27 protein-coding genes are annotated in these 22,921 nt (G+C 59.5%); 9 read left to right on the top strand and 18 right to left on the bottom strand.

Annotated features, from left to right (window positions below):
• Nucleotides 1–107: 107 nt before the first annotated feature.
• From BMZ42_RS12165 to sppA, 9 genes are all read right to left on the bottom strand, one after another.
• Nucleotides 108–2,387: a response regulator gene (locus BMZ42_RS12165; protein WP_244523241.1), complete on the bottom strand. Its 2,280-nt coding sequence runs from the start codon at nucleotides 2,385–2,387 to the stop codon at nucleotides 108–110.
• A gap of 73 nt (nucleotides 2,388–2,460) precedes the next feature.
• The gene (gene acuI, locus BMZ42_RS12160; protein ID WP_091522719.1) at nucleotides 2,461–3,453 is read right to left on the bottom strand and encodes an acrylyl-CoA reductase (NADPH); all 993 of its coding nucleotides are present in this window, start codon (nucleotides 3,451–3,453) and stop codon (nucleotides 2,461–2,463) included.
• A gap of 55 nt (nucleotides 3,454–3,508) precedes the next feature.
• Nucleotides 3,509–4,012: a signal peptidase II gene (lspA, locus tag BMZ42_RS12155; RefSeq protein ID WP_244523240.1), complete on the bottom strand. Its 504-nt coding sequence runs from the start codon at nucleotides 4,010–4,012 to the stop codon at nucleotides 3,509–3,511.
• A gap of 1 nt (nucleotide 4,013) precedes the next feature.
• Nucleotides 4,014–4,856 carry a TrmH family RNA methyltransferase gene (locus tag BMZ42_RS12150; RefSeq protein ID WP_091522716.1) on the bottom strand — a complete coding sequence of 281 codons (843 nt, stop codon included), beginning with the start codon at nucleotides 4,854–4,856 and terminating at the stop codon, nucleotides 4,014–4,016.
• A 2-nt stretch (nucleotides 4,857–4,858) separates the two neighbouring features.
• Nucleotides 4,859–5,854 carry a class I SAM-dependent rRNA methyltransferase gene (locus tag BMZ42_RS12145; RefSeq protein ID WP_091522714.1) on the bottom strand — a complete coding sequence of 332 codons (996 nt, stop codon included), beginning with the start codon at nucleotides 5,852–5,854 and terminating at the stop codon, nucleotides 4,859–4,861.
• Between the two features lie 105 nt (nucleotides 5,855–5,959).
• Complete coding sequence (gene lhpI, locus BMZ42_RS12140; RefSeq protein WP_091522712.1) at nucleotides 5,960–6,925, bottom strand: bifunctional Delta(1)-pyrroline-2-carboxylate/Delta(1)-piperideine-2-carboxylate reductase; 966 nt, start codon at nucleotides 6,923–6,925, stop codon at nucleotides 5,960–5,962.
• 22 nt (nucleotides 6,926–6,947) lie between these two features.
• Entirely contained in the window at nucleotides 6,948–7,286 is a 339-nt protein-coding gene (locus BMZ42_RS12135) for a LapA family protein (protein ID WP_091522709.1), read from the bottom strand.
• A gap of 28 nt (nucleotides 7,287–7,314) precedes the next feature.
• Entirely contained in the window at nucleotides 7,315–7,608 is a 294-nt protein-coding gene (locus BMZ42_RS12130) for an integration host factor subunit beta (RefSeq protein WP_091522707.1), read from the bottom strand.
• Between the two features lie 55 nt (nucleotides 7,609–7,663).
• A complete protein-coding gene (sppA, locus tag BMZ42_RS12125) occupies nucleotides 7,664–8,635 on the bottom strand; it encodes a signal peptide peptidase SppA (protein WP_091522704.1) in 972 nt (323 codons plus the stop codon).
• 391 nt (nucleotides 8,636–9,026) lie between these two features.
• Here sppA and lptC point away from each other — a divergent pair, with 391 nt between their 5' ends.
• The 6 genes from lptC (at nucleotide 9,027) to ptsN (ending at nucleotide 13,982) form a co-directional block, all read left to right on the top strand.
• On the top strand, nucleotides 9,027–9,620 hold the full coding sequence (gene lptC, locus BMZ42_RS12120; protein ID WP_175556706.1) for an LPS export ABC transporter periplasmic protein LptC: 594 nt from the start codon (nucleotides 9,027–9,029) through the stop codon (nucleotides 9,618–9,620).
• On the top strand, nucleotides 9,610–10,164 hold the full coding sequence (locus BMZ42_RS12115) for an LptA/OstA family protein (RefSeq protein ID WP_091522700.1): 555 nt from the start codon (nucleotides 9,610–9,612) through the stop codon (nucleotides 10,162–10,164). The genes lptC and BMZ42_RS12115 overlap by 11 nt, the downstream gene beginning before the upstream one ends.
• Nucleotides 10,165–10,220: 56 nt before the next feature.
• The gene (gene lptB / locus BMZ42_RS12110; RefSeq protein ID WP_091522819.1) at nucleotides 10,221–10,973 is read left to right on the top strand and encodes an LPS export ABC transporter ATP-binding protein; all 753 of its coding nucleotides are present in this window, start codon (nucleotides 10,221–10,223) and stop codon (nucleotides 10,971–10,973) included.
• A gap of 132 nt (nucleotides 10,974–11,105) precedes the next feature.
• Nucleotides 11,106–12,626, top strand: a complete 1,521-nt coding sequence (gene rpoN / locus BMZ42_RS12105; RefSeq protein WP_091522697.1) for an RNA polymerase factor sigma-54 — start codon at nucleotides 11,106–11,108, stop codon at nucleotides 12,624–12,626.
• 241 nt (nucleotides 12,627–12,867) lie between these two features.
• The gene (hpf, locus tag BMZ42_RS12100; protein ID WP_091522695.1) at nucleotides 12,868–13,446 is read left to right on the top strand and encodes a ribosome hibernation-promoting factor, HPF/YfiA family; all 579 of its coding nucleotides are present in this window, start codon (nucleotides 12,868–12,870) and stop codon (nucleotides 13,444–13,446) included.
• A gap of 71 nt (nucleotides 13,447–13,517) precedes the next feature.
• On the top strand, nucleotides 13,518–13,982 hold the full coding sequence (ptsN, locus tag BMZ42_RS12095; RefSeq protein ID WP_091522692.1) for a PTS IIA-like nitrogen regulatory protein PtsN: 465 nt from the start codon (nucleotides 13,518–13,520) through the stop codon (nucleotides 13,980–13,982).
• Nucleotides 13,983–14,099: 117 nt separating this feature from the next.
• Here ptsN and BMZ42_RS12090 read toward each other — a convergent pair whose 3' ends face one another.
• On the bottom strand, nucleotides 14,100–14,354 hold the full coding sequence (locus BMZ42_RS12090) for a BQ00720 family protein (protein ID WP_091522689.1): 255 nt from the start codon (nucleotides 14,352–14,354) through the stop codon (nucleotides 14,100–14,102).
• 81 nt (nucleotides 14,355–14,435) lie between these two features.
• The gene (locus BMZ42_RS12085; protein ID WP_091522687.1) at nucleotides 14,436–14,861 is read right to left on the bottom strand and encodes an Hsp20 family protein; all 426 of its coding nucleotides are present in this window, start codon (nucleotides 14,859–14,861) and stop codon (nucleotides 14,436–14,438) included.
• 115 nt (nucleotides 14,862–14,976) lie between these two features.
• Here BMZ42_RS12085 and BMZ42_RS12080 point away from each other — a divergent pair, with 115 nt between their 5' ends.
• Nucleotides 14,977–15,918, top strand: coding sequence for a nucleoside hydrolase (locus BMZ42_RS12080; protein WP_091522684.1), 942 nt, complete (start codon nucleotides 14,977–14,979; stop codon nucleotides 15,916–15,918).
• Here BMZ42_RS12080 and BMZ42_RS12075 read toward each other — a convergent pair whose 3' ends face one another.
• The 4 genes from BMZ42_RS12075 to BMZ42_RS12060 all read right to left on the bottom strand — a co-directional run bounded on the left by BMZ42_RS12075 (nucleotide 15,919) and on the right by BMZ42_RS12060 (nucleotide 18,740).
• Nucleotides 15,919–16,266 (bottom strand): winged helix-turn-helix domain-containing protein, encoded by a 348-nt coding sequence (locus BMZ42_RS12075; protein WP_091522682.1) that lies wholly within the window; start codon nucleotides 16,264–16,266, stop codon nucleotides 15,919–15,921.
• A 79-nt stretch (nucleotides 16,267–16,345) separates the two neighbouring features.
• On the bottom strand, nucleotides 16,346–17,248 hold the full coding sequence (locus BMZ42_RS12070; protein WP_091522679.1) for a ribokinase: 903 nt from the start codon (nucleotides 17,246–17,248) through the stop codon (nucleotides 16,346–16,348).
• Between the two features lie 65 nt (nucleotides 17,249–17,313).
• Nucleotides 17,314–18,192, bottom strand: a complete 879-nt coding sequence (locus BMZ42_RS12065) for a methylated-DNA--[protein]-cysteine S-methyltransferase (protein ID WP_091522677.1) — start codon at nucleotides 18,190–18,192, stop codon at nucleotides 17,314–17,316.
• Between the two features lie 62 nt (nucleotides 18,193–18,254).
• The gene (locus BMZ42_RS12060) at nucleotides 18,255–18,740 is read right to left on the bottom strand and encodes a DUF2244 domain-containing protein (RefSeq protein WP_091522674.1); all 486 of its coding nucleotides are present in this window, start codon (nucleotides 18,738–18,740) and stop codon (nucleotides 18,255–18,257) included.
• Nucleotides 18,741–18,761: 21 nt separating this feature from the next.
• On the opposite strand from BMZ42_RS12060, the gene nth reads away from it, so the two are divergent.
• Complete coding sequence (nth, locus tag BMZ42_RS12055; RefSeq protein WP_091522672.1) at nucleotides 18,762–19,529, top strand: endonuclease III; 768 nt, start codon at nucleotides 18,762–18,764, stop codon at nucleotides 19,527–19,529.
• A gap of 3 nt (nucleotides 19,530–19,532) precedes the next feature.
• On the opposite strand, the gene BMZ42_RS12050 is transcribed toward nth, so the two are convergent.
• Nucleotides 19,533–20,240, bottom strand: coding sequence for a sulfate transporter family protein (locus BMZ42_RS12050; RefSeq protein ID WP_091522670.1), 708 nt, complete (start codon nucleotides 20,238–20,240; stop codon nucleotides 19,533–19,535).
• A 182-nt stretch (nucleotides 20,241–20,422) separates the two neighbouring features.
• Here BMZ42_RS12050 and BMZ42_RS12045 point away from each other — a divergent pair, with 182 nt between their 5' ends.
• Nucleotides 20,423–21,415, top strand: a complete 993-nt coding sequence (locus tag BMZ42_RS12045; RefSeq protein ID WP_091522668.1) for an adenosine kinase — start codon at nucleotides 20,423–20,425, stop codon at nucleotides 21,413–21,415.
• A gap of 3 nt (nucleotides 21,416–21,418) precedes the next feature.
• On the opposite strand, the gene BMZ42_RS12040 is transcribed toward BMZ42_RS12045, so the two are convergent.
• Nucleotides 21,419–22,051, bottom strand: coding sequence for a trimeric intracellular cation channel family protein (locus tag BMZ42_RS12040; protein WP_091522665.1), 633 nt, complete (start codon nucleotides 22,049–22,051; stop codon nucleotides 21,419–21,421).
• A 54-nt stretch (nucleotides 22,052–22,105) separates the two neighbouring features.
• The gene (gene grpE / locus BMZ42_RS12035) at nucleotides 22,106–22,777 is read right to left on the bottom strand and encodes a nucleotide exchange factor GrpE (RefSeq protein WP_091522816.1); all 672 of its coding nucleotides are present in this window, start codon (nucleotides 22,775–22,777) and stop codon (nucleotides 22,106–22,108) included.
• Nucleotides 22,778–22,921 lie beyond the last annotated feature (144 nt).

Here is a 22,921-nt window from a genome sequence, read left to right as displayed (position 1 = left end):
ATGACTGATTCTCCTTTCTGCGGCTATCCTCGAAGGCGCTTGTAATCACGGACTGCAACAGGAATGTGAAGATCGTGCCATGAACGGACCCAGCATTCAACCGGGCATCAGGCGTAACTGTGGCGCTCGACCGTATCAATCATCGCCTGCGGGTCAATTGGTTTGGTCAGGAACCCGCTCGCGCCACGCGCAATCACATTGTGACGGGTCTTTTCCTGGCTGTCGGCAGACAAGACCAGTATCGGTATGGGCCGGACACCCATTCCTTCCTCATGTTTTCGGATCAACGCGATGGCATCCAGCCCATCCATGACCGGCATGTGAAGGTCCATGAGGATCAGATCGTGGCGGTGTGGACCGCCTGCCCCGCTTATCGCTTCGACAGCAGCCCTACCATTTCCGACGACATCCACTGTGTGCCCCGCCTTTTCCAGCGCCGAACATGCCAGAAGCGCGTTGATCTGATTGTCTTCAGCCAGAAGAATTTTCAGACCTCGGTGTCCGACGTTGCGCATCTTCGTGATCGGGCGCACCGATGTAATGCCCGTCTCCGCTTCAAGCTGCGGTCCCGTCTGAAGCAATCGCAACAGCGTGTCTCCGCGAACCGGCCGCGCAAGAAACCCCGTATAGCCGTGGGAGCGATAGGCAGCCAGGAGGGCTCGATCGGTCGGCGCAATCAAGGTGATCGCCGCAGTGCCGGCATGACCGGCAGCGCGCAGCGATCGCAGCGCAAGACCATTCGTCTGGTCCAATTGTGCGTCGACAAGCACGGTGTCGTAAGGCTTCCGTTTCGTCACAAGCGCTTCTTCGACCGTTCGGGCAATATCTGCATGTCCACCATGTGCCGCGACAGTGCGGGCCAGCGCCTCTGCTTCCATCAGATTTTGCGATAGAATCAGAACCTCGCGCCCCTCCAACGTCTTCGCCGCCAGCGCGTTCGATTCGGCAGCGCCGACGACGGGAATTCGTATCAGGAATTCAGCACCACGGGCCTGATCGCAACTTGCCTCTATTGTCCCGCCCATCGCGTGAACGATGCGCCGCGATATCGCCAGTCCGAGACCTGCGCCGCCATGTCGCCGCGTCGACGTACCATCGGCCTGCTCGAACTCCTCGAAAATCCGCTCCAAATCGTGTTTCATCAAGCCTGGGCCGGTATCCGAGACACGCATGCAGATCACAGCTTGCGGACCCTCGTCGCCTAATGTCACATCAAGCAGAACGCCGCCGATCTCGGTGAACTTGACGGCGTTGCCGACGACATTGAGCAGAACCTGACGCAGCCGACCAGGATCCGCCATCATGCGCGTCGGAACCTCAGGTGCAACATGGCACCCAAGTCCAATATGCTTTGCGTAAGCGCGCGGTGCGAGCAACTCGACAACATTCTCGATCAGTTCACGGACGTTGACAATTTGGGGCTCAAGCTCGAAGCGTCCGACCTCGATTTTCGAGTAGTCCAGGAGGTCTTCGATCAGTGCCAGCAGAGCGGCTGCGGATGTCGATATTGCACCGACATAAGTGTGCTGCTCCGCCGTCAGCCTGGTATCTGCCAGCAAAGTGGCCATGCCCATGATACCGTTCATCGGAGTTCGGATTTCATGGCTGACCGTCGCCAAAAATTGTGACTTGGCTCGATTGGCGGTTTCTGCGCGTTCACGTGCGCCAATCAGCGCCATCTCCGCCTGCTTTCGGCCTGTAATATCTCGTGCAATGGCGCGGTGAGAGACGCCGTTGCCGTGCTTGTCACGCACGGAAAGCTCGATCCACGAAAACCAGCGAACGCCATGCTCCGTCTGGAACGATACATCGGTCGAGGAGAGGCATTCGCCTGTCGAAAAAGCACTATCCGGGACGACGCTTACATCGATTCCCAGATCAACCAGCTTTCGTCCCACCAGCGCCTGCGCGTCGCATCCGAGAAGCTCCGCCAGTACATGATTGACATAGATGATCCGGCCATCGCGATCGCGGTGAACAACGAGGTCGCCAAGGGCATCGGTCAACCCGCGGAAATGCTCCTCGCTTTCCTCGAGTTCCCACATCCGGTCGGCAAATTGTTCAATCTGGTCGCGCCCGTCGCGCAACGCTGGCTCGGACCGGATGGCCGTCCGCAATTGCCGGCGTTCCGTCCAGAAGTCGTTCGCGATGACCGCACCGGCCATAAGTCCCAGCGCAGCAGTCAACAGGATGCTCGCTCCTGTCAGGTAGGCCGACGCGCACAAAACCATGAGCGCCACCACGAGAGCCACGCGAGCGATGCTGCGCGGCCGTCTCGCAGCCAGATCGAGCGGCACGAGCGGCGGTGCAGCGACGCGCAGGCGCGCCGCCGCGGAAGGCGGCCGCTTTGCCACGTCTGCAGCGGTATCAAGTGTGTCACGATCCATCGTCATGACGACAGATTAGCTGGAAGCGCTTAGCGAACGTTTGGAGTCGTGTTGGAAATTGCGCCGATTGCGGTTACGCCATGTTCACCACAAGTCTGCCGCGCACCTTGCCATCCAGAATATCCCGCGCAGCCGAAATGATCTGGTCAAAGCCGATATCAGTGGTGAGAGACGCGAGTTTGTCGCGATTGAGATCGCTGGCGATCCGTCGCCACGCTTCCAGCCGGATTTCTCGCGGAGCCATCACTGAATCAATGCCAAGCAACGAGACGCCCCGCAGGATGAAGGGCGCAACGCTGGACGGAAGGTCCATGCCCCCTGCGAGGCCGCAAGCGGCCACCGCGCCACCATAGGCCGTCATCGCAAGTGCGTTGGCGAGCGTATGGCTGCCAACCGTGTCGATCGCGCCAGCCCAGCGCTCCTTGCCAAGAGGCTTGCCCGGCTGCTCCAGCTCGCTGCGTTCAATGATTTCCGTCGCGCCCAGCTGGTGCAGAAACTCCGCCTCGTCCGGACGACCGGTCGAAGCGATCACGTGATATCCCAGATCTGACAGGAGCGAGATCGCAATCGTGCCGACACCACCTGCAGCACCCGTCACGAGGACGGGACCGCGCTCCGGCTCGATGCCATGCCGCTCCAAAGCCAGAACGCACAACATTGCCGTATAGCCAGCTGTGCCGACCGCCATGGCATCGCGCGACGTCAACGAGGCGGGCATCGGCACCAGCCAGTCGCCCTTGACCCGCGCGCGCTGCGCATAGGCGCCATGATGCGCTTCGCCGACACCCCAGCCGTTGAGAATCACCCCATCACCAATTTGCCACGACGGATTGTCGGAAGAGATGACGGTTCCTGCCAGATCGATGCCGGGCACCAGCGGCCACCGGCGCACGACAGGCGCCTTGCCCGTGATCGCCAATCCGTCCTTGTAGTTTACCGTGGTCGCCTCCACGGCAACCATGACGTCACCGTCCATCAAGTCGGCGTCGGTCAGCTCAACGATCCCAGCGGACTGGTTCTTGTCGGCGTCGCGCGACACCAGAATTGCCTTGAAACTGTCTGCCACGCAAAATCTCCTGACCGGTTTTCAGACGCAAGTCTGGAGTGGTGAGATCGCGCGGTCAACCGTTCAGCTGGTCGTCGCGCGTCGCTTTGCGCCCCCGCCACCAGACAAGGATCTCGTCCAGAATCACCATCGCAGCACCTACCGAAATGAAAGCGTCGGCGAGGTTGAAGACGGCAAACGACCATGTCGGCAAGTGGAACAGTATGTAGTCGACTACATAGCCCAGCCATGTCCGGTCAATCAGATTGCCGATCGCGCCACCGATGATCAGCGCGAACCCAAAGCGCGCCAGAACCTGGCTCTTGTCGCTGCGTATCGCGATCCACGCCACGAAGGCGATCACCAGCAACGTCAACACCACCAGAGGAATGCTGCCAAGATTGGAGAACATCGAGAATGCAATGCCGGTATTGTGGGTACGAAACAGCGACAAAAACGGCAGAATTTCTATCGCCGAATGCATTTCCATGCGGGTTTCGACGAGATATTTGATCCACTGATCGAGCGCGACCGCTCCGGCAATCACCGCCCCGTAAAAACCCAAACCAGCGCGCGTCACTCTAGCTCCTCCCGACATCTGGCAGCGCATGGCGCCGGATTTCGTAGAGCGCCACACCTGTGGCCACTGCAAGGTTCAGCGAGTCAGCACGGCCAGCCTGTGGAATGCGGATCAGAGTATCGCAGGCCGCAGCCAGATCGTCGGGGAGCCCTTGCTGTTCATTGCCCATCAGCAAAATTGTGGCGTCCTTTGAATAATCCACCGTTCGGTAGTCGACGGAACCCTTCAGATGTGTGCCGACGATCTTGGCCTTGAGCCCCCTGCGCCAGGACATGAACGCCTCCGGCGACGCTTTGACGACCGGGATGGCAAACACGGAGCCCATCGTCGCGCGCACTGTTTCCAGCGAGAACGGGTCAGTGGTTTCACCCACGAGAATGACGCCCTTGGCGCCAACGGCGTCCGCAGTGCGGATGATGGTGCCAAGATTGCCGGGATCACGCACGCGATCGAGCGCAATCCATACCTCGCCCTGGGCCGGACGCACGTCCTTGAGCGGCAGCCATTTCTGTTCGAACACGCCGACGACCATCTGCGGATTGTCACGACGGGTAATCGCGCCCAGCACCTTTTCGGACACTTCCAGCACCAGCGCGCCAGCCGCCTTGGCCCGTGCGGCAACACTTTCGACCGTCTGGTTTCCGAGCTGGGTCTTGGCAAATATCAGCGTCTTGATCGTCCAGCCCAGATCCAGCGCATCGATCACCAGCTTGAGGCCTTCCGCCATGAATGCGTTCTGCTGGTCGCGAAACTTCTTCAACGCCAGTGCTTTGACGTCCTTCACGATCGGATTGGAGAGGCTAGTGACCTCCTTCACCTGCCCCACGCGCTTGTTGTCGCTCATGTTCATGCCGCCACCCAACGCGAGAAAAGAGAAGTGGAGAGCGCCCGGCCCGCCGACTTTTCGCGAATCACCAGCTCCCCGGATTCCACCCGGCCGCCCATCCCGGCAAATCTGTCACGCATCAGCGCATGGATTGCAAAGAACGAGGCACGGATCGAATAGGCCGTCAGAACGACGGCCAGCGGCTTGGGCGTCAAGATATCGCGGCAAATATCGGCCATGGCGGGCAAATGTTCGAACAATTGCCAGACTTCGCCCTTTGGTCCACGCCCGAAGGCTGGCGGATCGAGCAGAATAATGTCGTAGCGACTGCCCCGACGCGCCTCTCGCTCGACGAATTTCATCGCGTCCTCGCAGATCCAGCGGATCGGCTTGTCGTTCAGCCGCGCCAGATCCTGATTTTCGCGCGCCCAACCGATCGCCTTTTTTGAAGCGTCGACATGTGTGACTTCCGCTCCCGCCCGCGCTGCCACCAGCGAAGCGACCCCGGTATAACCGAACAGGTTGAGGACCCGCACCGGGCGCTTTGCCTCGCGAATGAGTGTCTCCATATGGCTCCAGTGCGAGCCTTGCTCCGGGAACACGCCGACATGCCGGAACGAAGTGAAGCGCCCAAGATAGTCGATGCCGTCATGTTTCATCGGCCAGGTTTCGCCAAGCGGGGTACGTGGAAAACGCCAGCGACCCATGCCCTCTTCATCGGTATCGCCCGTGAAGATCGCGTCAGCCTTCGCCCACTCGCTCTGCGGCAGCGCAGGCAGCCAGATCGCCTGTCCCTCGGGGCGCTCGATGCGATAGGGTCCGTATTGCTCCAGCTTGCGGCCATTGCCCGAATCGAGCAGCGCGTAATCGGCATTCGGCGCAACCTCAAGGATCACCGGCACCGCCTCGCCCGGAAGAGGTCCGTCCCTGCGTGTCAGAACACGTCGCGTTGCGATCGGTTCATTCAGCGCCGGACGCGCCTCCCGTTCAGGGGTTCTGTTCCGCGGCGGTTTCAATAGTCAGCTCCACTCGAATTTCGTGCGCGCTTTTGCCATAGCATCGGCAGTGCCGCAACAACGCGCTCACCGCATTCCGGAGCAGGCCGAAACCTGAGGATCGGCTCAGCCGGTCATCGCCTTGTAAACCGCAATTCCGGCAGCAAGATCTTCCAGCGCCGCACCGACCGATTTGAACAAGGTGATTTCGTCCGCATTGCGACGACCCTGTTTTTCACCTCGCGCCAGCTCATAAAGATCCCCGACAATTCCGTCGCGTGTCAAAGCGCCCGACGCGAGTGCCTGCACGATGTCGCCGGCTTCCTTGGTCGCACCCTCTCGCGTATCGACATAGACACGTGCCTTTTTGATCGCCTCGTCGTCGCTCTCGCGCAATTCCGGCGTGAAAGCACCCACGAGATCGACATGCGTACTAGGCTTCAGGCGTGCGCCTTTGACCAGCGGCTCAGCCGAAATAGTCGCCGACGAGATGATGTCTGCCCATCCCAGCGCTCCATCGAGATCGTCGGTCGCAATGACGTCAAGGCCTTCTGCACGCAGCGTTGCGGCAAGTTTCTCTGCGTTTGCCTGTGTGCGGTTCCAGATGCGAATCTGGCGGATAGGGCGCACTGCGCAATGCGCCCGCACAAGGAACGGCGCCATGGCACCTGCGCCAATAATCAGGAGACGCGATGAGTCTTCGCGCGATAGCCAGCGTGAAGCCAGCGCCGATGCACATGCCGTGCGCCATGTTGTCAGTCGCGGACCGTCAATCAGCGCGACAGGCTCGCCGGTCTTTCCATTCAGGAGCAAGAACAGCCCCACGACCGCAGGCTTACCGATTGAATTATTGTCCGGCGACACGGTGACTATCTTGACGCCGATGAAGCCGCCTTCCGAAGTTCCCGCAGCTTCGAAATCATTCCAGGCAGGCATCAGAAGCAATGTCGACGCCGCACCGTCAGGGCGTTCAACCGCGTGGTGATGGCGCACCGGCTGGACCATGCCATCGCGAAATGCGACCTGCAAAGCATCGACCAACATCGTTTCAGTCAGAGCGCGGTCTACGTCCTGCGCCGAAATCGTCAGCATCGCTGCAGCACCTCCGACTGGATCATACAGATGGCTTTGGCAGCGCAGGACCGGCGCCCGGCTCGCCCGTTGCGGCTGGCTTGTCGGAGGGATGGTATGCGATCCGGTCCGCCTCCCGCTTGCGGGCCATCTTGCGGTACCTGCCCTGTCGCAACCAGGTCGCGACGCTGCCAATGACAAGGCCCACCAGCAATGCCGCGAACAGATACACAAACAGCGGTAGCGTCGTCGTCAATCCAGGATTGCCCGGGTTGAACGGATCAAGTGTGAACGCGACCGGTGTGCGGTTGGCGACCGCCAGCGCGACCAGCACGATCGCCAGCGGGATGAAGATTGCAACGGTCAAAAAACGGTTCAGCATAGGCGCTTCGATGCGGCGGAGGCCGCCCTCAATCGTTTTCGTCTTCGGCGTTCAACCGTTCACGCAGTTCCTTGCCGGTCTTGAAGAACGGCACCCACTTCTCCTCGACCTCAACGGATTCTCCAGTGCGCGGGTTACGTCCCACCCGCGCCGGTCGGTTCTTTACCGAGAACGCGCCGAATCCACGCAACTCGACGCGGTTGCCCGCCGCCAGCGCCTCGGTGATCTCGTCAAAGATCGCGTTGACGATGTTTTCGACGTCACGCAGGAAAAGATGCGGATTGCGATTGGCGATGCTCTGCACCAGCTCGGACTTGATCATCGGGTAGCTCCCCCGTTAACGGCGTTCGGATATGCTCGTGTTTTTGCTTGCTTTTTCAGTCAGACAGGATGCTTGGGTCAGGGTGCCAGAGCGACAGCAAGCCGTCAAGGAACAAGCGGTTGGCGCCCAATCGCTCCGTCAGATCGGGGCTGAGCCGATCCAGTCCCAATACAGCTCCCACTATTTGCGTCAGAGGCACCACCCCAAACACACTGCTACTCGGCTTTTTCCACTCGATCACCGCCAGACTTTTGTCGACGCCCTTGCTCGCCAGCCACTCGATTGCCGTTTCCTCGCCCCCCAGCGCGTCAATCAGCTTGCGTTGCAGCGCCTGCCGGCCCGTGAAGATCGAACCGTCTGCCACTTCCAGCACCTGCGCGCGAGACAGCGGACGGCGCTCCTCCACGAGGCCGACAAACCAGTCGTAGCTATCCATCACCATTGCGCGCAACATGGCGCGTTCTTCATCCGTCGTCGGCGAAAATGGCGACGGCTCTGCCTTGAGCGGCGACGACTTCACCCCTTCAAGCTTGACGCCGATTTTATCCATCAAGCCAGTGATGTCCGGGAACTGCACCAAAACGCCAATTGAGCCAACGATTGAAGACTGGCGCGCCACAATATGGTCCGAGGCTGTCGCAATCATGTAGCCGGCGGACGCGGCGAGGGTGCCGACCTGCGCCACCACCGGCTTTTCCGCAGCAAGACGGCGAACAGCATCATAGATAGCTTCGCCCCCTGCCGTAGTGCCACCGGGCGAATCGATCGAAAGGATGACGCCTTTCACATATTCCGCCTTGGCCGCGCGATCGAGACGCTCCAGAAGCTCGTCGTCTTCGGTGATGGTGCCTTCAATCCTGATCTTGGCGATCTGGCTGAAACCCGTCCCGCCGATACGATCGCGGAACAGCCAGGAAGATGCCGCCGCGACTGCAAGAACAACCACCCCGAGGGCGACGATGCGCCAGAATGTGAGTTTGCGACGCAATCTGCGTCGATCGATGATGTCGTCTGCCCGATCTGCCATAATAGCCTCTTCACCGATGCTGCCCGCCAACACCTTCCCACGGTTTTAATCCAGCAGAAGGTGCGCTTGAAAGGGGCTGAGGGAACTCGCATGCATTTTTCAGCGGATCTTATACGCCACCAGGCTTTTTCTTCATCCCAAAATCACCATATTAGCGTGCGCATTGCAGCCTTTAGGCCTATAGGCAGTAAAGATCGCCCGTTCGTCGCCAGGCAAGTTCACCCCTCTGGTGATAATACTTGTTTCACAGCATAAGAGACCGATGAATCAATCGCCCACATACACGCCACTGCATACAAGCCCCGAAAGGACCGATGTTGCGTCTGCAAGGTCCGCGCGGGTGGAGGCGGCATTTCACAGCGCGCACCGGCATTCGGCGCGCGTGCGGCGGTTGAAATTTCTGCTGCCGGCAGCTGTTTTGGCCATGGTTGCGCTGTTTGCCGCGAAATCCCTGATCGCGGTGCCAGAAGGCCTGTCGATCGATTTGAGCGGCACCGCTATTGAAGGTGGCCGACTGGTAATGTCTTCCCCCAAACTGGACGGTTTCACGCAGGACAATCGCGCTTACTCGATGACCGCCAAACGCGCAGTTCAGGACATCGGCGACACAAGTCGTATCGATCTTGAAGGCATCGACGCGCGCCTTCCGTTCGAAACGAGCAATTGGATCACGGTCGCAGCGCGCACCGGAGCCTATGATCGCGCTGCCAATACGCTGAAATTGGGTGAGGATGTCGTCGTCACCACGGACACGGGAGTGAAGGCAAAGCTTCGGTCGGCCAATGTCGATATTGCTTCGGGCAGCATCAATACGACTGATCCGGTCGATATTACTCTTGACGGTGCCAAGCTTCAGGCGGAAACCATGACCATCCGCGAAAATGGCGCGGTCCTGATTTTCGACAAACGCGTCCGCATGGAAATCGTGCGTGATCGCTTGCAGGCTGCCGCCGCGGGCAGCAGGGGGGACACCGATGCGAACTGACAGCCGCATGACGGCACTGGCGACGACGCTGCTCCTCGGCCTGACGATGAATGCAGCCTTGGCACAGCAGAACAACAGCCGCATGACCGGGCTCAAGCTTGAGGGCAATGAACCGATCCAGATCGAGAGCGACAATCTGGAAGTGCGGGAGAATGATGGCGTCGCAATCTTCACCGGCAACGTTTCCGTCGTGCAGGGACCGACGCTGCTCCGCTCCGGCAAGATGACGGTTTACTATGCCACCGATGGTGGATCAGCCACGACCGGCTCTGCCGACATTGACCGCCTCGAAGTTGAGGGCAAGGTCTATGTCCGTTCAAACACTCAGGTCGCAACCGGCGAGCGCGGCAGCTTCGACATGAAAAAGGAAGTGCTCACCCTGACCGGAAAGGAAGTGGTTTTGTCAGAAGGCGACAATGTGGTCGTCGGCTGCAAGCTAACCGTTCAGATGGCAACGGGCTTGGCGCAACTCGAAGGCTGTGGGAACACGTCCGGCGGAACCCGCGTCAAGATGCTGTTGAAACCGGGTTCACAGGCTCAATAGTGCGCATACCGTCGCTTTTCAAAAGCCGCGCCGAGCGCAGCAATACAAATGCGTCGATGCCGGGCCAGCCTGAGCTGGAGCGCTTCAAGGGCACAATGATCGCGCGCGGCCTGACCAAGTCCTACAAGGGCAGGCAAGTCGTCAGCGGTGCATCCTTTGGCGTGCGCGCCGGCGAAGCCGTGGGGCTGCTTGGACCCAACGGTGCGGGCAAGACCACCAGTTTCTACATGGTCACTGGTCTGGTTCCGGTCGACAGCGGCACCATTGAAATTGACGGCTATGACGTCACCAGCATGCCAATGTATCGCCGCGCTCGGCTCGGGATCGGTTATCTTCCGCAGGAAGCCTCGATCTTCCGCGGCCTGTCGGTCGAAAACAATATCCGCGCCATCCTTGAGGTCGTCGAGAAAAGCCGCAAGGAGCGGGAGCGACGGCTGGACGAACTTCTCGAAGAATTTCACATCTCGCATTTGCGAAAATCGCCCTCGATCGCTCTGTCCGGCGGTGAGCGGCGACGGCTTGAAATTGCCCGCGCGCTCGCCTCCAACCCGGCCTTCATGCTGCTCGATGAGCCGTTTGCCGGCGTCGACCCCATCGCGGTCGCCGATATCCAGCAGCTTGTGCGCCATCTGACCAAGCGTGGCATTGGCGTCCTGATCACAGACCATAATGTGCGCGAGACGCTGGGGCTAGTTGAACGCGCGTACATCATTCACGCAGGTCAGGTGCTCACGCACGGCCTGCCGTCAGAGATCGTCCAGAACCCGGACGTACGGCGGCTCTATCTTGGCGAACAATTCACCCTTTAGCGCGATTGTCGCCCGATCAATGCGTTCCAACCCGACGCCTTCGCTTGACAAGCAAAAGGCGGGCCAGTCTTGATCACCTTGCGGATGTTTCGGTCTCGCCTCCCGGCAAGACCTCTTCGGGGTTGAATTTCGATGGCCTTGAGCGCCAAACTCCAGTTGCGTCAGTCGCAATCACTGGTGATGACGCCACAACTCATGCAGTCGATTCGTCTGCTGCAGATGACGCACCTGGAACTTGCGCGTTTCATTGACGAAGAGTTCGAAAAGAACCCGCTGCTTGAACGGCAACCGACAGACGCGGACACAGGCGATTTTCTTCAGCCTTCAGAACTGCTGCCGGAAGATGCTGGCCTCGACAAGATCTTCGCGTCCGACGACGCCAGCGCCGAAACGATGGCCGAACGTCTCGACGCGTCGATGGAAAATGTCTTTCCAGATGACCCAGGCATGGCAGACCAGCGCGCACCTGATCTGGCTGCGCAATGGAAACCATCCGCGTCCTCCAACCTGCCTTCCGCAGAGGCTTTCAACATCGAAGATTTCGCTGCATCGCGCGTCACGCTTTACGAGCACGTGCGCGAGCAGATCGCCTTTTCCTTCACCGATCCCCTTGACCGTGCAATTGCCTATGCGCTGGGCGATGCCATCGATGAAACGGGCTATCTGAGCACGGAAATCGCCGACATCAGCTACCGTCTCGGCGTCAATGAGGCGCATGTACTGAAGGTTCTTGGTATCTGCCAGACCTTTGATCCCGAAGGGATTTTTGCACGCGACCTGTCCGAATGCCTTGCAATCCAGCTGAAGGCGCGTGATCGCCTCGATCCGGCGATGCAAGCTATGCTTGCGCATCTGGACCTTCTGGCACGCCGCGACTTTTCTCAGCTCAAGCGTCTTTGCGGTGTCGACAGCGATGATCTTTTGTCGATGCTGGCGGAGATCCGCACACTCGATCCCAAGCCAGGGCTTGCATTTTCGACCAGCGGCGCCGAGCCGATCACGCCTGACGTGCTGGTCCAGCCGGCAGCCGATGGCACGTGGACCGTCGAGATCAATCCGGAAACGTTACCGCGCATCCTCGTCAACAATGAATATTTCAACGAGGTTTCACAGTATGTGAAAAACACGCAGGAACGCGACTTTCTTAGCGAATGCCTACAGAACGCTAATTGGCTCACCCGCAGTCTGGACCAGCGCGTGCGCACCATCCTCAAGGTTGCAACGGAAATCGTGCGCCAGCAGGATGCTTTTCTGGCGCATGGCGTACGTCATCTTCGTCCACTCACACTGCGCACCGTAGCTGACGCCATCGGGATGCATGAATCGACGGTCAGCCGCGTGACCGCCAACAAATACATGATGACGCCACGCGGCGTGTTTGAGCTGCGATACTTTTTTTCCGTTGCGCTTGCATCGGCGGAGGGAGGCGAAGCTCATGCCTCGGAAGCCGTGCGCGATCACATTCGCAAGCTTGTCGACGCAGAAGAGCCACTGGAGGTTCTCTCCGACGACACAATCGTCCTGATGCTGAAGGAAGCGGGCATCGACGTTGCCCGGCGGACGGTCGCCAAATACCGCGAGAAAATGAACATTCCCTCATCAGTGCAACGACGACGCGAAAAGCGCGCTGCCCTGTCCTTGCGTCCGCGATAGGACAAACGCAGCATCAGGCACCCGAAACCGTGCTTGATTGACAAGCTGCCTGTAAGTGACTAGAAGCGCGCCCGCAGTGCTAAGGCTTTCCTTGGCTGGGTGCGGGAAAGACTTCGATACCAGAGACGCGTTCAGTCTTGTGAGCGTAAAACCGGCTGGGGTGCCGTTAAACCTTGTGCGCACGGACCACGGGTATAAACTCATACCCGTCAGAATCTGCATAGAGAAGGTCAGTGTCATCATGAACCTGCGTATCTCAGGTAAGCAAATGGAAATCGGCGACGCCTTCCGGGAAAAGATCCAGGGGCGTATTGGCGAGGCTATCGAGAAGTATTTCGATGGCGGCTTTTCAGGCCACGTCACCGTCGAAAAATCCGGCTCGCGCTTTGGCGCCGATTGCCTCATCCGCCTCGACAGTGGCATGTCACTGCAGGCTGCCGGCCAGGCACAAGATCCTCAACTCGCGTTTGACGCAGCGGCCGAGCGCATCGAAAAGCGACTGCGCCGATACAAACGGCGCCTGAAGACACATCCAACGGCGGCTCCAGCAGTCGACCTCGACTACCGTGTCATGGCGTCATTGCCGGAGGACGACGAGCTTGAGCTGGCCGATGATTATGCGCCCGCAATCGTCGCCGAGACCACCGTCGAGCTTCGCACCATGTCTGTCGCGGCGGCTGTGGTGGAACTCGACATCAAGGACAGCCCGGTGTTTGTTTTCCGTAATGCGGGAAACAATCACGTCAGCATCGTCTATCGACGCCCAGACGGGAACATCGGCTGGATCGACACATCTTCGGCAGCAGCTGCAAAGCTCTAGCCGTAAAATAAATCAGCCAAGCCGCAAGCCAGGTATCCAAGGCGGAAACAGGCGAGCAAGAGGAATTTATCATGGATCTCAGCGACCTGATCGAGGTTTCGGCAGTCATGCCGGCCTTGAAGGCCAATTCCAAAAAGCAGTTGCTACAGCTGCTTTCGGAAAAAGCGGCTGCGGTCACAGGCCTCCCCGAGCGGGAGGTCTTTGATACAATTCTGCAGCGCGAGCGGCTTGGCTCGACCGGCGTCGGCAACGGCATTGCCATTCCCCACGGCAAGTTGCCTGGGGTCTCGGCCATTACCGGCATATTTGCCCGGCTCGAATCGCCAGTCGATTTCGAGTCGCTCGATGATCAGCCCGTGGATCTGGTATTTCTGTTGCTGGCCCCGGAAGGAGCTGGCGCCGATCACCTCAAGGCATTGTCGCGGATTGCGCGTGTCCTTCGCGATCCGGACATTGTCGCCAAGATTCGTGGCACCACGGATGCTGCGGCAATCCACACTTTCCTGTCTCAGACACCGGCTACTACGCCCGTCTGACCAGAAGAGTTCAAAGCATGTCTCCCGAAAGGGGACCGGTTTCGAAAAAGGCGGCTGCACGACAGCCGCCTTTATTCTTGCCCGATGTCGCAGCGCATTGCGCCGCACTGGCTCAGGTCAGTGCAGGCTGACGGGCGTCAAATCATTCTGAAGCACGCCGGCAAGGGCCGCGTCACGTGCATCGGTCAGCATGATCGGTCGACCGTTCGCCGCAAAAACGGCCCAGAGCCGGGTTCCTGGCTCAATATCAGGCATGCCAGGAAATTTTCCGCGCAGTTCCGCGCTATCGATTTCCTTGAAGTAGGCGACAGAGCCTTCGCCAATCATGGCAAGCTCGTTGTCCGTCAGAAGGTTCTTCTCAGTCATAGTCATTTTACAGCCTCCTACGCATGAGCGGGGCGTCGCTTTGACCAACCCGCAGCAGAGCCGATGAGTTCCGTTACGGGCAGAAACTCAGTCTTTCACCGATATGTTTATTTTTCGTACCAGTCTTTCCGCCTCCGGCCGGTCGAGATCCACCGCGAGTAGCCCGTTCTTCAACTCGGCGCCGATCACCTTCATGCCGTCCGCCAGCACAAACACCCGCTGAAACTGCCTCGCTGCGATGCCGCGATGCAGATATTCACGCTCGGCGTCATCGGTCTGCCTGCCGCGAACTGTCAGTTCGTTGTCCTCGACCGTCACTTCCAGATCCGCTTCCGCAAACCCTGCAACAGCCAGAGTGATACGCAGCCTGTCGCCGAGCCCGTCATGGCCACGGATACGCTCGATATTATAGGGCGGGTAGCCATCGCCGCTTTTTGCAACCCGTTCGAGCGTCTTCTCGATGGAATCGAAGCCAAGCAACAATGGGCTCGAAAATGGCGTCATGCGTGTCATGTCATGTCCTCAAAGAGCGACGTTGAAAGGCAAAAACCCGGATGGCATCCTTGCCCGTATCCCTGATATGGTCTGCAAACTTTTCGAGTTCAAGAAGTAAAGCGTGAGGACAGCCATGACCGAGCCGCGCAAGATCATCATCGACACGGACCCCGGCCAGGACGACGCGGTTGCGATCCTGCTCGCTTTTGCCAGCCCCGAGCTGGAAGTGTTGGGGTTGACCGCTGTTGCCGGCAACGTGCCCCTCGCCTTGACCGAGAAGAATGCACGCAAGATATGCGAACTCGCTGGGCACACACACACAGCCGTCTATGCCGGAGCGTCACGTCCATTGATGCGCTCGCTCGTGACTGCCGAACATGTTCATGGCCGGACCGGGCTGGACGGACCAGACCTTCCCGAACCGTCAATGGGGTTGCAGGACGCCAACGCGGTCGACTTCATCATCGACACAATCATGCGCGAGAAGGCTGGACAGGTCACGCTATGCGCGCTTGGGCCGCTCACCAACATTGCGCTCGCAATCATCCGCGAACCTGCGATCGTGCCGCGCATCCGCGAAATTGTGCTGATGGGCGGCGGTTATTTCGAGCAGGGCAACATTACCCCGTCTGCCGAATTCAACATCTATGTCGACCCGCATGCCGCCGATGTGGTGTTCAGAAGCGGCGCTCCAATTGTGATGATGCCGCTGGACGTCACGCACAAGGTGCTAACCACCCGCAAGCGCGTCGACGCGTTCCGTTCTATGGAAACCCCGGTCGGCGATGCGACGGTGCAGTTGCTCGACTTCTTCGAGCGCTTCGATGAGGAAAAATACGGCACCGATGGTGGTCCCCTACACGATCCGTGTGTGATTGCCTATCTGCTGCGCCCGGAGTTGTTTTCCGGGCGTCACTGCAATGTCACGGTCGAGACCGCCTCAGAACTGACGCTTGGCGCGACAGTCGTCGACTGGTGGGGCGTTACTGAACGGCATAAAAATGCTCTGGTCATGCGCGATGTCGATGCGGACGGGTTCTTCGCGCTTCTGACTGAGAGACTCGCTCGGCTCTGATCAGCCTGAACTGTCGTTCATTTCAGCCTGTAGCCCCGCCATATGCGGCTCTGCGACCGCAAGTGCAGCACGCTCGACGGCACGAAAACGACTGACGACGGCGAGCCCGATCTGCGTCAATTGAGCTCCGCCGCCCTTTCGTCCACCCTTTTGCGTGTCCAATACCGGTTTGCCAAACAGCGCATTCATTTCCTCGATGAGATCCCAGGCGCGCTTGTAGGACATGCCCATCTGTCGCGCGCCGGCCGAGATCGAGCCGAACGCAGCGATCTGCTCGAGCAGTTCGACTTTTCCCGGCCCGATGTGACCTTTAGGGCCGAACTTGATGCGAATGCTCAGAGTTGGCACGGCAGGCCCCTATCGAAAAATCTGTCACCATCATGGTATCGTACTGTCTGCAAACGCTCTTGCCACGCCTGTCGGCCGATCAAGCCGAAGCAAGAGCGGCGTCGACTTCCTCTGCCGTGGGGATTGAAGGCTGCGCGCCCGGCTTGAGACAGGCGAGCGAACCAGCAACGGCCGCACGGCGCAACGCAGTCGGCAAATCTAGCCCCGCCTCCAGACTTGCAGCAAGATAGCCACAGAAGGTGTCGCCTGCTCCGACGGTATCGACAGGCGTAATCTTCAAGCCAAGAGCGCGATGGAATTCACCCTTCGACGCGGCAACCACACCATCAGCACCCAGCGTCACAACAATGGCGCGACCGGTTCTGGCGGCAAAGTCGCGAATCCGCTCCTCACGATCATGGCCGCTCAGTGCGAGCGCTTCCGCATAAAGGTCGAATTCGGTTTCGTTTGCGATCACATAGTCGGCAAGCGCGAGAAACTCGGCAGCTTCCTTGCGAAACGGCGCGGTGTTGAGGAGCGACACCGCTCCTGCCGCCTGCGTCGCCTCAAGCGAGGCCTTTACCGTCTCCATCGGGATTTCCAGCTGCAGTACGACGTGATCGCCTTTCGCCACGGCAGCGCGCGCTACATCTTCCTGTGCGACATCACCATTGCCGCCTGGAATGATGGCGATCACGTTCTCTCCGGCTTTTTCGACCAAGATGACGGCAATACCCGTCGACTCTCCGGAAGCGCGCACGGCAGTGAGGTCAACGCCACCCTCATCGAGCAGCGCCGTCGCCTGCCCCGCGAATGCGTCAGTACCCACGGCACCAATCATCTTGACGCGCGCGCCGGCGCGTCGTGCCGCCAGTGCCTGATTTGCCCCTTTGCCGCCAGGCGCAGTGGTAAAGCCGTCACCCGGCACTGTTTCGCCGGGGCGGGGCAGACGTCCCACCGTCGCAATGAGATCCAGATTGATGGAACCGATAACCGTGATCATGGCAGGCCTTTGCGGAAATTTGCTTCCCGCAAGCTCTACTCAAATTGACGCGCCACGTTAAGGGCTTACCCGCCAATCTGCCCGGCTTCCCAGCCAAGTATTGCCCTCTTGCGTGTCAAACCCCAGTGATATCCGGTCAAAGCGCCAGTCTTGCCAAGGGCGCGATGGCAAGGCACCACGAACGAGACCGGGTTGGCGCCAACAGCAGCCCCGACGGCGCGGCTGGCAGATGGGTTGCCGATCTGCGCCGCAATCGAAGAGTAGGTTCGCGCCCGATTCATCGGGATCTTGAGCAATGCTTCCCACACGCGGATCTGGAAATCAGACCCGATGAAAACCACCCGAAGCGGCTCGTCCGGTCGCCAGCGTTCAGGGTTGAACACGCGTCCGGCATAGGGAGCCGTGGCGGCGCTGTCTTCGATATAGGTGGCATTGCGCCAGCGCCCGGTCATGTCCGCGAAAGCCGCGCTCTCGTCACCCTCATCGCAGAAGGCCAGACCCGCCAGGCCACGATCCGTCACCATCACCAGCGCGGTGCCAAAGGGCGATGGATGGTAGCCGAACCGAATGGTCAGTCCCTGCCCGCGTGTCTTGTAGGCACCCGGTGAAATTGCTTCATGGCTGACGAACAAATCATGTAGTCGGCCAGGGCCCGACATGCCGACCTCCAGCGCCGTGTCGAGGAGCGGCAACCCCTCATCAAGCAGGCGCCGCGCATGATTGAGCGTCACCGCCTGCAGGAAGCCCTTGGGAGTCAGGCCGGCCCAGCGGGTGAACAATTTCTGCAATCCACCCGGCGTTTCGCCGACCTCAAGCGCCAGTTGTTCCAGCGATGGTTGCTCGCGATAATCGAGGCTGATCTTTTCGATTGCCTGGCGGACAATGTCGTAGTCGCTCCCGACGGGTGTCACGTCATGTTGCAGGACGGCGGTTCGCACGTTCATGGTCGTATCTCCTTGAGGACCACTATTGTCCGCCGATGCAGCCGACACCACCCGTTTCCCGCCTATCCGGCTCTCGCAGCCGAAAGAGCTCGACCGAAAGCCGTTGCAAAACTTTCCCGATCATCCGGGTTGAGAAAGGCGCCAATTGGTACGATCTGCCCCCCGGCCTCGACCGCCATGCCGGTAATCCCGATCTCGTCGTGGCGTGCGACCCTGAACCGCGCCCAGAAAGGATTGAAACGATGGACCTCACTGCGCCCTGAGGGCGCGATCTTGACGATGTCGACGGCCAGTCGCGACACGGACACTTCCTCGCGGGCCCGCGCGGCACGGTAGTTCATCTTGAACGCAATATAGACCGCCAGCATATCGAGGCCAAAGAACCCCAATACCGGCCAGGCCCCCACTGACAGGAAGAACAGTCCCGCCACCAGCCAGACGAAACCGATAATTCCCATCACGACGATAAAGCCGGTACGCCCCATCGAGCGGTGCGGCAACAGCAGCGCACTGAAGATTGGTTCATCGGCGGGTTTCAAGTTCGACATGGCTCGCAGTATAGAGGGCTTATGGAAAAGCCAAAAATCAAAAAAACTTCGCCTGCCATCAAGGCAGCCAAGCCTTCGACAAGACGCAGACGTCTGACGGCCTATTCGCCGGCGGAGATTGAAGAAATCTTCCGGCGCTTTTCAGTGCAGCGGCCAGCGCCGGAAGGCGAGCTTGAACACGTCAATGTCTTTACCCTGCTGGTGGCCGTCGTCCTGTCGGCGCAAGCGACTGACGCTGGTGTCAACAAGGCGACCCGTGCGCTGTTTGCCATCGCCGACACACCGGAAAAGATGCTAGCGCTCGGTGAAGAGGAAGTCGGCAATCACATCCGCACCATTGGCCTGTGGCGTAACAAGGCCAAGAACGTCATCCTGCTTTCAAAGGCGTTGATCGACAATTTCGGCAGCCAGGTGCCCTCCACGCGTGAGGAACTGGTGACGCTGCCGGGAGTTGGGCGAAAAACTGCGAATGTCGTACTCAACATGGCATTTGGCCAACATACGATGGCGGTCGACACCCACATCATACGCATCGGCAACCGGATCGGATTGGCTCCTGGCAAGACGCCGGACCAGATCGAGGATATTCTGGTCCGTATCATTCCGGACCACTATATGCGCCACGCCCATCACTGGTTGATTCTGCATGGTCGCTATGTCTGCAAGGCGCGCAAACCCGACTGCGTCGCCTGCGTGATCGCCGACATCTGCAAGTCACTGGAAAAGACCACGGCAATCGCCGCTCCGCTGGTGCCTCTGACGCAACCTGCGCTGGAAGCCATCGGTTGAAACTCAGACCCGCTCATCGCGCAGCGAGATCATCTTGTGCAGGTGAACCATCATGGCGGCCGCAAACAGCGGTGTGAGAAGATTGACAACCGGAATCGCCAGAACTCCGGCAATCACCAGCCCCGCGAGAAACACCGTGCCCGCATGGCGACGCCGCAGCGCTTTTGCGTCCGCTTCGCTGCGAAATCGCATGGCCGCAAACTCGAAGAATTCCCGCCCCAACAGATAACCGTTGACGACAAAGAAGGCGGCAATATTCACGCCCGGAATCAGCAACAAGAACAGCGCAAACAGGTTGGCAACCACGACCAGCGCGAGGAATTTTACCGATACCAACGCCGCCGCCATCATTGGCAATGCGCGGCCGGGCGGGTCTTGCGGATAATCTTCGCGTTCAACAATCTCCGCCACGTCGTCGAGGAAGAACCCGGCGATCACCGCTGTGATCGGCGCAATCAGCAACCCCAGCCCCAATGCAAGCGCGAGCCCTGCAAGGACAGCCGCGGCAAAGCCGAACCAGCTCACCCACCCCGGCAGTTCCGGCATCATTTCCAGAAGCGGCGGCAGCGCGAACCAGTCGACCAGACCCGTGATCGCAAACCACAGGCCGATCAGCGCCAGGATGGTCAATCCCAGCGACTTGAACAGCACAGCGCGAAATTCGCGCGTGAGTACCCGGCCCGCCGCAGCGGCAGCAGCTTCAAGGATCATGGCCTCTCCTGTGTCACCACCTGAGATAGGAGGACCATCCCGGCCGCGCAAGACAATGCGCTCATGTCGGAGCATCCATCCTATGCATGTTGTTTTGCGGCTTGGCAGCGTCTAAGACGTGCATTTTTACGGCTGGGCCAGCTCACCAAAGTGCCACCAACCGGCAATAGCGGGGATTTCATATGAGCCAGTACGACGTGCTCTGCATCGGAAATGCGATCGTCGACATCATCGCGCGATGTGATGAGGCATTCCTGAGCGAGAACGCCATCATCAAGGGCGCGATGAACCTGATCGGGGCAGAACGCGCCGAGCAACTTTACAGCCGGATGGGCCCCGCAATCGAAGCGTCGGGCGGCAGCGCCGGCAACACTGCGGCGGGAGTTGCCAGTTTTGGCGGCAAGGTCGCATTCTTTGGCAAGGTCGCCAAAGACCATCTCGGCGGGATTTACACCCACGACATCCGTTCGCTCGGCGTGGCGTTCGACACCAAGCCGCTCGACATCGCCCCACCCACAGCCCGGTCGATGATTTTCGTCACGCCCGACGGCGAGCGCTCAATGAACACCTATCTGGGTGCCTGCGTTGAACTGGGCCCCGAAGACGTCGAGGAACACAAGGCGAAGGGCGCCAAAGTCACTTATTTCGAAGGTTATCTGTGGGATCCGCCGCAGGCCAAAGACGCAATCCGTCTGACTGCGGAGCACGCCCATGCGGCAGGACGCGAAGTGGCAATGACATTGTCCGATTCGTTCTGCGTCGACCGCTATCGCGACGAATTCCTCGACTTGATGCGCACAGGCACTGTCGACATCGTTTTTGCGAACGAAAGCGAACTGAAAGCGCTTTATCAGACATCTTCTTTCGAGACGGGCCTTGATGCCATCCGCAAGGATTGCAAACTGGCTGCCGTCACGCGTTCCGAGCAGGGGTCCGTTGCGGTACGCGGCGATGAAACAGTCATCATCGACGCAATCGAGATCGCGGATCTGGTCGACACGACCGGCGCGGGGGATCTTTACGCCGCCGGCTTCCTTTACGGCTACACGAGCGGTCGCAGTCTCATCGATTGCGGTGCGCTCGGATCGCTGGCAGCCGGCCTTGTGATCCAGCAGGTCGGACCACGACCACGCCAGAACTTGCGCGAGGAAGCGCAGCAGCGCGGCTTGATCTGACCGTCAGGGGATGTCTTCCGGTCTCCTGCCGGGCCTCGCCTTGTAGGCGGGAAGCGACCAGCCATAGCGGATCGCACCGCCACGGATTGCCAGAGCGACGAGGAAACCGGAAAGAGCGGCCACCAGCAGAGGCAGTTGAGCGATATAGATCACTGTAAACATCACGGCTCCAGCCATCGCAGCCGTGATGTACACCTCGCGCCGCATCAACACCGAAGGTTCCCCGGCAATCTGGTCGCGCAGGATACCGCCAAACGTCGCGGTCAGAATTCCCATGACAACCGCGACCAGCCCCGAGCCCGTTACGACCAGACCTTTCCACGCGCCGAATACGCTGTAGGCCGCAAGCCCTATGGCATCCAGCCACAGCAAGAGCTTGTAACGCGATTCCACGAGATGGGACGTGAAATAGACAAGCACCGCAACGGCGCAGCAAACGATCAGATAGTCGTGGTTCTGAATCCAGAACACCGGCACGCCGAGGATCAGATCGCGCAATGTGCCGCCGCCGACGCCCGTCAGGCCGGCAAAAAACAGAAAGCCGATAATGTCGATCTGTTTGCGTGACGCAGCAAGGGCACCTGTTGCGGCGAAAACCGCGATACCCGCATAGTCAAAGAAGATGATCTGGTCCATCGTCGCCTCCCCTGGCAGATGTAGCGGAAGGCGACGAAGGGAGAAAGAGCACGATCAGGCGTCTTTTTCTGCCTGTTCATTGGGCGGTCCCGGCTCGACCGGCGTCGAGGGCTCGGCCACCTGCTTGGGTCCACCTTTGGAAACACCAACCATCGCCGGACGCAGCACCCGGTCGCCGATGACGAAACCGGTCTGCACGACCTGGACGACCGTGCCGCTTGCAATGTCGGGATTTGGTACCTCGAACATTGCCTGGTGGAAATTCGGGTCGAATTTCTCACCTTCCGGATCGAGCTTCTTGACGCCGTGGCGCTCCAGCGCGGACAGCATCGAGCGCCCTGTCAGTTCGACCCCTTCGATCAGGGCCTTGAAACCGGCGTCGCCGCTTTCCTTCGCTTCCGCTGGAATAGCATCGAGCGCTCGTGTCAGATTGTCAGAGACCTGCAGCATCTCACGGGCGAAATTCGCAATCGCATAGGCGCGCGCATCCTGCACATCGCGCGCAGTGCGCCGACGCAGATTCTCCATCTCGGCTGCCAAACGCAGCGCGCGATCCTTGTATTCCTCGTTTTCCTTGACGAGCCGCACCACTGCTTCATAGTCGGCTGTCTGGCTGTGTGCATCTATTTCAGCCTGAAAGGCTTCGCCAGTTGCCGCCGTCTGAGCATATTCGCTTTCAGCTGCAGTCTGCTCGGGTGCACGTTCGTCTTTGGGCTGTTCGCTCATCGATGACCCCATTTGCAATGGTTCTTGAAGTTGCGCCCGATATCGAGGTTTGACGCTCGAAAATCAAGGGAAGAAAGCGAAATCGGCCACTCCTGCCGGTCGTGCATGCCCAAAGTGCTAAGTCTTTCGAAACCTCGCCCTGTT

This window comes from Aquamicrobium aerolatum DSM 21857 (genome assembly GCF_900113935.1).
Taxonomy (GTDB): domain Bacteria; phylum Pseudomonadota; class Alphaproteobacteria; order Rhizobiales; family Rhizobiaceae; genus Aerobium; species Aerobium aerolatum.
Note: the sequence above shows the minus strand (reverse complement) of the source record. Positions and strands in the feature narration are given on the sequence as shown.

Bases quoted from the DNA above. Each gene is read 5' to 3' on its own strand.
- BMZ42_RS12165 (WP_244523241.1), bottom strand. From the start codon at position 2,387: ATGGATCGTGACACACTTGATACCGCTGCAGACGTGGCAAAGCGGCCG.
- BMZ42_RS12150 (WP_091522716.1), bottom strand. From the start codon at position 4,856: ATGAGCGACAACAAGCGCGTGGGGCAGGTGAAGGAGGTCACTAGCCTC.
- lhpI (WP_091522712.1), bottom strand. From the start codon at position 6,925: ATGCTGACGATTTCGGCGCAGGACGTAGACCGCGCTCTGACTGAAACG.
- BMZ42_RS12135 (WP_091522709.1), bottom strand. From the start codon at position 7,286: ATGCTGAACCGTTTTTTGACCGTTGCAATCTTCATCCCGCTGGCGATC.
- BMZ42_RS12130 (WP_091522707.1), bottom strand. From the start codon at position 7,608: ATGATCAAGTCCGAGCTGGTGCAGAGCATCGCCAATCGCAATCCGCAT.
- sppA (WP_091522704.1), bottom strand. From the start codon at position 8,635: ATGGCAGATCGGGCAGACGACATCATCGATCGACGCAGATTGCGTCGC.
- BMZ42_RS12115 (WP_091522700.1), top strand. From the start codon at position 9,610: ATGCGAACTGACAGCCGCATGACGGCACTGGCGACGACGCTGCTCCTC.
- lptB (WP_091522819.1), top strand. From the start codon at position 10,221: ATGCCGGGCCAGCCTGAGCTGGAGCGCTTCAAGGGCACAATGATCGCG.
- rpoN (WP_091522697.1), top strand. From the start codon at position 11,106: ATGGCCTTGAGCGCCAAACTCCAGTTGCGTCAGTCGCAATCACTGGTG.
- hpf (WP_091522695.1), top strand. From the start codon at position 12,868: ATGAACCTGCGTATCTCAGGTAAGCAAATGGAAATCGGCGACGCCTTC.
- ptsN (WP_091522692.1), top strand. From the start codon at position 13,518: ATGGATCTCAGCGACCTGATCGAGGTTTCGGCAGTCATGCCGGCCTTG.
- BMZ42_RS12090 (WP_091522689.1), bottom strand. From the start codon at position 14,354: ATGACTATGACTGAGAAGAACCTTCTGACGGACAACGAGCTTGCCATG.
- BMZ42_RS12085 (WP_091522687.1), bottom strand. From the start codon at position 14,861: ATGACACGCATGACGCCATTTTCGAGCCCATTGTTGCTTGGCTTCGAT.
- BMZ42_RS12080 (WP_091522684.1), top strand. From the start codon at position 14,977: ATGACCGAGCCGCGCAAGATCATCATCGACACGGACCCCGGCCAGGAC.
- BMZ42_RS12070 (WP_091522679.1), bottom strand. From the start codon at position 17,248: ATGATCACGGTTATCGGTTCCATCAATCTGGATCTCATTGCGACGGTG.
- BMZ42_RS12065 (WP_091522677.1), bottom strand. From the start codon at position 18,192: ATGAACGTGCGAACCGCCGTCCTGCAACATGACGTGACACCCGTCGGG.
- BMZ42_RS12060 (WP_091522674.1), bottom strand. From the start codon at position 18,740: ATGTCGAACTTGAAACCCGCCGATGAACCAATCTTCAGTGCGCTGCTG.
- nth (WP_091522672.1), top strand. From the start codon at position 18,762: ATGGAAAAGCCAAAAATCAAAAAAACTTCGCCTGCCATCAAGGCAGCC.
- BMZ42_RS12050 (WP_091522670.1), bottom strand. From the start codon at position 20,240: ATGATCCTTGAAGCTGCTGCCGCTGCGGCGGGCCGGGTACTCACGCGC.
- BMZ42_RS12045 (WP_091522668.1), top strand. From the start codon at position 20,423: ATGAGCCAGTACGACGTGCTCTGCATCGGAAATGCGATCGTCGACATC.
- BMZ42_RS12040 (WP_091522665.1), bottom strand. From the start codon at position 22,051: ATGGACCAGATCATCTTCTTTGACTATGCGGGTATCGCGGTTTTCGCC.
- grpE (WP_091522816.1), bottom strand. From the start codon at position 22,777: ATGAGCGAACAGCCCAAAGACGAACGTGCACCCGAGCAGACTGCAGCT.